This is a genomic window from Pseudomonadota bacterium, from assembly GCA_022572885.1.
Classification (GTDB): Bacteria; Pseudomonadota; Gammaproteobacteria; order Steroidobacterales; family MnTg04; genus MnTg04.
In genome coordinates, this window is the sequence record JACZVC010000051.1 from 1 (window position 1) to 6,808 (window position 6,808).

A 6,808-nucleotide genomic window follows, 5' to 3' on the forward strand; every position below is an offset into this window, starting at 1 on the left:
GGTCAAAGAGGCCAGGGCCTCGTTCAAGACGGGTGGTATCAGCCGAGAGCAGCTTGTAGAGACGGAGAACGAAGCGATCCTCAACGCCATCGGCCGGCAGAAGCAGATCGGACTGGATATCCTCTCCGACGGCGAGTTTCGCCGGTCCAGCTTTCAGAACGACCTGTCGGAATCCGTGGAAGGCTACGTGGAGTCGGAGAAGCCGTCGGTCGTCCGCATATGGCAAGGCCCCGGAGGCAGACCACGGGAGCAGGGCACGAACCTCGTCGTAGGCGGCAAGCTGAAGCAGCACCGTCGTCTGACCGCCGAGCAGACCGCCTTCTTGAATTCCCACGCGGCCGGCCCCTTCAAGATGACGGTGCCCAGCCCGAACCAGTTTCCGACCATAAGCTATCAGCCGGGAGTGACTGACCGGTTTTACCCCACGCGGTCGGACCTTCTGTGGGACATCGTCGACATCATCAAGGCCGAGATAAAGGCCCTCGTCGAGGACGGAGTCCCTTATATCCAGATGGACGCGCCCCGGTACAGCTACTACGTGGACCCCCAATGGCGGCGGCACCTGCAAGACCTGGGAGAAGACCCCGACAAGCTATTCGAGGAAGCGCTGACAGCCGACAACGCCTGCCTGGATGGAGCGAGCGGGGCGGGCGTAACGAGCGCCTTCCACATCTGCCGCGGCAATAATCAGAGCAAATGGTACGCTCAAGGCGGGTACGAGCCCATCGCCGAGAAGCTCTTCAACACCTTGACCGCCGACAGGTTTCTGCTGGAGTACGACACCGAGCGGGCCGGCACCTTCGAGCCGTTGCGGTTCATCCCCGACGACAAGATGGTCGTGCTCGGACTGGTGAGCAGCAAGGACCCCACGCTGGAATCCCAGGACGTCTTGCTGCGCCGCATCGATGAGGCGGCGCGCTACGTGCCCCTGGAAAGGCTTGCGCTCAGCCCACAGTGCGGCTTTGCCTCAACGGAGGCGGGCAATCTCCTCACGGAGGAGGAGCAGTGGCGGAAGCTGGAGCTGGTTGCCGACACGGCCCGCAAGGTCTGGGGTTGACGTTCCGCGCAAACGCCGCGATTCATTCAGATAATAGCCTTCGGGTCTTCCCGTGAAAGGAGCATTCCAATGAAGCGAAGCACCGATAGGATTCTCACCACGCATACAGGAAGTTTACCGAGGCCTCCCGACCTGCTGGAGATGATCGAGGCCAGGGAAGGCGGAAGGCCCTACGACGAGAAGGCCTTTGACGAGCGGGTGCGCACGGCCGTCGCCGAGGTGGTCAAGGACCAGGTCAGCGCCGGCATCGACATCGTCAGCGACGGAGAGCAGGGCAAGCCTAGCTTTGCCACGTACGTCAAGAACAGGCTGAGCGGCTTCGACGGCGCGAATCCGGATATGCGCGTGTTCGCCGATCGTCGAGACTTCCCCGAGTGGAGCGCGACAACGAAGCTGAGCTCGCTTGCCACGACCCCCAGACCCATGTGCACCGCGCCTTTGGGTTGGCGCGACAGGGCGGCTTTCGAGACGGATATTCGCAACCTGCAGTCCGCCATACAGGGAGCCGCGCCCGAAGAGGCGTTCATTCCCTCGGCGTCCCTGGGAATCATCGCCGAAATTATGGCCAATAAATATTACCCGAGCGAGAGGGAGTACCTGTACGCCCTGGCGGACGTCATGAAGGAGGAGTACGAGGCCATCGCCAACGCGGGCTTTGTGTTGCAGATCGACGCCCCCGACGCGGCCATGGGGCGCCACTCGCAGTTCTGGGACAGCCCGTTGGAGGACTTTCGGGCCGCGCTCGAGCTCCGCGTTGAGGCCCTCAACCATGCGCTGGCCGGCATACCCGAGGAGCAGGTGCGCTTTCACATCTGCTGGGGAAACTACGAGGGACCGCATCATTACGATGCGCCTATGTCGACAGTGTTACCAGTGGCCCTGCAAGCAAACATCGGTGCATTGCTTTTCGAAGCATCAAATCCGCGGCATGCGCACGAATGGACCACGTTTCGAGATACCGAGCTGCCAGATGACCTGATCCTGATTCCGGGTGTGATCGATTCGACGACAAATTTCGTCGAACATCCGGAACTTGTAGCAGAACGTATTTGTCGTTTTGCGGAAATCGTCGGTCGCGAGCGGGTCATCGCGGGTAGCGACTGCGGATTCGCGACTTTTGCAGGATTCGGCGCCGTAGACGGTGAAATCGCTTACGCGAAACTCGCAACCATGGCGGAAGGGGCGAGGATTGCCAGCGACCGGCTCTGGGGATAATGAAGTGAGTGATGCGAATCGGAGTCAATTTCGGCAGCGCCTCGTATATTGCGCAGATCGAAGACGTCAGTGCACTGGACGCAATTGACGACATTGCTGGTGTTGAGAGGGTCGACTGTCTGTCCATCGGCCGCATCGACCTGACCTTGCCCTTGGCATGACCGACCCGAATGACCCCGTAGTTGTGGATGCCGTTGCTTCGATTTGTGTTGCAGGCCAGAAAGCAAACACAGCGTTCGGCATGTCCGTTACAGATGTCGCTGAAGCAAAGCAGTGGCAGGATCACGGCGCATCATTGTTTTTGCTGCAATCGGATCAGGCATTTTTGTTGGCGGGTGCTGCCAACTGGTTGCAGCACTCAGATAGATCTGACGAAGCCCTTGCTGTCGGGGCCGTCATCGGTCTCGTTTGCATAGCCAAGGCGTCGCAATGCAAGCGTCACTTCATGCAGAGATTCGGCATCGTCTATGGTCGCAGGCATGGTCCAGGGCTCGCCGTCGGCAATGCTGCGCATGGTGCTGCGAAGGATCTTTCCCGACCGGGTCTTTGGCAGCCGGTCGACCACCGTACAGAGCTTGAATGCCGCCACCGGTCCGATTTCATTACGGACCATCGCGATCACGTCCGCAACAATCTCTCTCGCATCCTGATCAACGCCTGTGCTAAGCACCAGCATGCCGAGCGGTAATTGGCCCTTGAGCTGATCCGCTACACCGATTACTGCGCATTCTGCGACCTTGGGATGTGTTGCCAGTACTTCCTCCATTGCGCCTGTGGACAATCGATGACCTGCGACGTTTATTACGTCGTCCGTGCGTGCCATGACGAACACGTAACCGTTTTCGTCGATATAGCCGGCATCGCCGGTTTCGTAGTAACCGGGGAAGTTACGGAAATAGGTTTCTTTATAGCGCTCATCGGCGTTCCACAGGGCAATAAACGTGCCCGGGGGCATTGGCGATTCGATGACAAGCGCGCCAATATCTCCGCTGGCAACTGCGTTACCGCTTTCATCGAGCACTGCTACCGTGTACCCCGGCACGGGCCGCGCCGGCGAGCCGGGAACAATAGGCAACTGCTCGATCCCGAGACAGTTGGCGCAGATTGGCCACCCGGTCTCCGTCTGCCACCAGTGATCGATGACCGGTACCTTCAGAGTGTCCTGCGCCCAGTGCAAAGTATCCGGATCGCAACGCTCACCGGCCAGAAACAGAGCCTGTAAACTGGAAAGATTATATTTGCGAATATATTCGCCATCCGGGTCTTCTTTTCTTATGGCTCGAAAAGCAGTTGGTGCGGTAAACAGAACCTTGACCTTGTGTTCTTCGACCACTCGCCAGAACGCGCCCGGATCCGGAGTGCCTACCGGTTTTCCCTCGTAGATCACTGTTGTGTTGCCGTTGAATAACGGGCCGTAGACGATATACGAATGACCGACGATCCACCCGATGTCCGATGCAGCCCAGTACACGTCTCCTGCCTGTACGTTGTAGATCCTGGACATGCTCCATTTCAGAGCGACGATGCTGCCGCCGGTATCGCGAACCACGCCTTTCGGCTGACCTGTCGTTCCTGACGTGTAGAGGATATACAGCGGGTGATTCGCGTTGACGGGAATGCAATCAACGGGTTTTGCAGTTGCCATAGCATCCTGCCAATCCAGATCGCGACCCTGGACCAGATCCGCTTCCAGCATCGGGCGCTGCAGGATCACACAGAATTGCGGTTTCCGCTCGGCCAGCTCGATCGCCTTATCGAGCAAAGGTTTGTAGGCGACTAGCCTCGAAGGTTCAATGCCGCAAGAAGCGGATACAATCGCCTTGGGAGCGGCGTCATCGATTCGCATTGCAAGTTCTTTACTGGCAAATCCACCGAAGACGACGGAATGGATAGCGCCAATCCGGGCGCATGCGAGCATTGCGATCAGGGCTTCCGGCACCATCGGCATGTAGATTATTACGCGATCGCCTGCCACCACTCCCTTTGCGCTTAGCACGCCCGCAAACCTGGAAACTTCGTCCAGCAGTTCTTGGTAGCTTATGCTTCGTTGTGTCTGAGTAACGGGGCTATCGTATATAACCGCCTGCTGATCGCCTCTGCCATCATTAACATGAATATCCAGTGCGTTGTAGCAGGCATTGGTTATGCCGTCGGGATACCAGCGATAAAACGGAGGATTACTGTCGTTAAGGAGCTGCTTTGGCGCCCGATACCAGAAGATGTCATTCGCGGCTTGTTGCCATAATTTTTTGTTTTTCATTGACGCGATTCCCGCGGGGCTGATGCAACCAATCTATCGCAACTGGAATAAATTTTCAGACAATCCGAAAATGAATCAGGCATCATCGTGCATGGTTCACTGGAAAGTCCGCGTGGTCATTGAACTCAATCAGGAAAACAAACGGATGGTCTGGGACTTCTGGCAGCATCTGGAAGCCGCCAGAGCCGACCAGCTGATACAAATCGCAAATGAAAGTCTGGTTTCGAACATTAACTGGCATGGTCCGGACCCGATAAATGATTTGTGCGGCGTGCAGTCCTTTGTCGCCGATTTCTGGCTGCCGCTGCAGAAATCATTCCGCGATCTCAAACGACAGACGCATATTTTTTTTGGAGGCCAGTCGAACGGTCGCGTCGATGGCAAGAATGACGGCAATATGTGGGTGACCGGCACGGGGTACCTGAATGGAATTTTCGTCGACGATTACCTGTCGATTCCAGCAAATAACAACGAGGTCTGCATACGATGGGGCGAGTTTTGTCGCTTGGAGGACGGCAGGATTACAGAGATATTCTTCCTGCTCGATCTGGTTGAGCTCATTCGGCAAGCTGGTTTTAACGTACTACCGCCGAGTCGCGGCGCAGACGGCGTTTATCCGCCGCCGAGCGCGAACGACGGGATATTGCTGAAAGCGCAGAGTGAAAAAGAATCACAATACAGTCTCGACCATATCAGGCGATTCATATTCGACGGGCTGAACCGCTTCGATCAGTCAGACCTGAAAAGCATGGGCATGGCCGATTTTTTTCATCCCGATGTGCAGTGGTACGGGCCGGGCGGCATCGGTGCCTGTTCGAGCTTCAGGGAATTCGAGACCCTGCATCAGAAGCCATGGTTGCACGCATTCCCGGATCGTTCGGTGCAAAACCTCGACGCACTGTTTGCCGAGGGCAGCTACAGCGCGGCGCCGGGTTGGGCGGGAGTAAAGGCGACTCAGGGCGGCGAGTACCTGGACCACGCGGCGACTGGCAACGCGGTTGAGATCAATGGCCTTGACTGGTGGAAGCGCGACGGCGAAATGTATATCGAAAACTGGGTGTTCGTGGACATGATTCACCTTTTCCGCCAGCTGGGTGTGGACCTGCTCGAGCGGCTCGCGCAAGAAGCCGGGAGTATTCAGCCCGAAATGCGATAAAAGCGGCGAGCCGTGTCGGCCAGCAAGTCTCGCTGCTCCGATTCTGAGAACTCGGCTGCAATATCCAGGTAGCTTGAATATAAAGTGTTGTAGCTGACATAGAGTTTTTCGACTGGAAAGTTGGAGCCGAACATACAACGATCTACGCCGAAGATATCGATGGCAGTAAGCGCCGTCTTTCTCACGCGTTCGGCATCCCAGTTTTGCTCGAACATGCAAAACCCCGAAAGCTTGCAGTAAACATTGGGCAGTTCTGCAAGTCGCGCGAGTCCTTTTCGCCAAAGACCTAGACCATGCTCGGACTGGTCATGCGGAGACCCGCAATGGCATAAGGCGACCCGAAGATCCGGAATCCTGCCGAGCACTTTGGTAACAGTCGGCAGCTGTGCCGGGATTAACTGAAGATCGAACGACAAATGCCGCGACGGCAGGCGGGCGAGGTTTTCAGTCCAGACGGAGTTATCGAGCAATGCGCCGCTTCCGCTTTTCGCATCCTCAGCAGGCGATCGTCCAACGATTTGCCGGATGCCTCGCAGACTTCCGAATTCGGCCTGCGCATCGAGAACTTTATCGGTATCTTCATCCGCCAAATCACAGAATGCGACAACCGCATTCGGAATCCCGAGCGGTGTCCGTTGCGCTTCGGACTGCAGCCACCGCGTCTCCGCGACAGAGTCAGACGAAGCCGCGCCAACCTGGATGTGGACCGAACTAGTGACCGGCAGATCGCCAATGTCGCCAAGAAAATCGCCCACCAGGTAGTCGTGTTGAATTGGTGTCGGATCACCAAAGAAACGCACAACGCCGCGCTCCATCAACCATGGATAGTGAATCTTGTTCAGATTCCAGAGGTGATGGTGGGCATCGACGATCTGATCGATCATTGACTCAGTCCGAGCTAGGCTGCTGCTGCGCATAAATCTGTCGCATAATCGCCAGCTGGTCGTACAGGGTCCAGTCTTCCACAATGCCGCTTTGATCCAGTCGCCAGTGACTCATGCCGAGAATGAGCACTTCGGCGCCATCGCCCGGACAGTCGAATCCGCCGTCGACATGCATGCCCCGTACCGTCCAGCGGATGGCGAGATCAAGCTCGTTATTATCACCGCGGGACATGCAG

7 protein-coding genes are annotated in these 6,808 nt (G+C 57.1%); 4 read left to right on the top strand and 3 right to left on the bottom strand.

Annotation, left to right across the window (positions count from 1 at the left end; translation table 11 throughout):
- The 3 genes from IIA05_12630 to IIA05_12640 all read left to right on the top strand — a co-directional run.
- The coding region (locus IIA05_12630) for a cobalamin-independent methionine synthase II family protein (protein ID MCH9027937.1) at positions 1-1,057 on the top strand (1,057 nt) is incomplete at its 5' end.
- Positions 1,058-1,126: 69 nt separating this feature from the next.
- Complete coding sequence (locus tag IIA05_12635; GenBank protein ID MCH9027938.1) at positions 1,127-2,272, top strand: cobalamin-independent methionine synthase II family protein; 1,146 nt, start codon at positions 1,127-1,129, stop codon at positions 2,270-2,272.
- Between the two features lie 11 nt (positions 2,273-2,283).
- Positions 2,284-2,433, top strand: a complete 150-nt coding sequence (locus IIA05_12640; GenBank protein ID MCH9027939.1) for a hypothetical protein — start codon at positions 2,284-2,286, stop codon at positions 2,431-2,433.
- 197 nt (positions 2,434-2,630) lie between these two features.
- Here IIA05_12640 and IIA05_12645 read toward each other — a convergent pair whose 3' ends face one another.
- Positions 2,631-4,532 (bottom strand): propionyl-CoA synthetase, encoded by a 1,902-nt coding sequence (locus IIA05_12645; protein MCH9027940.1) that lies wholly within the window; start codon positions 4,530-4,532, stop codon positions 2,631-2,633.
- A gap of 91 nt (positions 4,533-4,623) precedes the next feature.
- On the opposite strand from IIA05_12645, the gene IIA05_12650 reads away from it, so the two are divergent.
- Entirely contained in the window at positions 4,624-5,688 is a 1,065-nt protein-coding gene (locus tag IIA05_12650) for an ester cyclase (GenBank protein ID MCH9027941.1), read from the top strand.
- On the opposite strand, the gene IIA05_12655 is transcribed toward IIA05_12650, so the two are convergent.
- Positions 5,670-6,560 carry an amidohydrolase family protein gene (locus IIA05_12655; GenBank protein MCH9027942.1) on the bottom strand — a complete coding sequence of 297 codons (891 nt, stop codon included), beginning with the start codon at positions 6,558-6,560 and terminating at the stop codon, positions 5,670-5,672. The two genes, IIA05_12650 and IIA05_12655, sit on opposite strands and share 19 nt — an antisense overlap.
- A gap of 16 nt (positions 6,561-6,576) precedes the next feature.
- Positions 6,577-6,808 (bottom strand): ester cyclase (locus tag IIA05_12660; protein MCH9027943.1); only part of this gene is annotated, 232 nt, incomplete at its 5' end.

What these genes read in the sequence shown, in the direction of transcription:
- IIA05_12650 (MCH9027941.1), top strand. Translation starts at nt 4,624, where the DNA reads ATGGTTCACTGGAAAGTCCGCGTGGTCATTGAACTCAATCAGGAAAAC.
- IIA05_12635 (MCH9027938.1), top strand. Translation starts at nt 1,127, where the DNA reads ATGAAGCGAAGCACCGATAGGATTCTCACCACGCATACAGGAAGTTTA.
- IIA05_12645 (MCH9027940.1), bottom strand. Translation starts at nt 4,532, where the DNA reads ATGAAAAACAAAAAATTATGGCAACAAGCCGCGAATGACATCTTCTGG.
- IIA05_12640 (MCH9027939.1), top strand. Translation starts at nt 2,284, where the DNA reads ATGCGAATCGGAGTCAATTTCGGCAGCGCCTCGTATATTGCGCAGATC.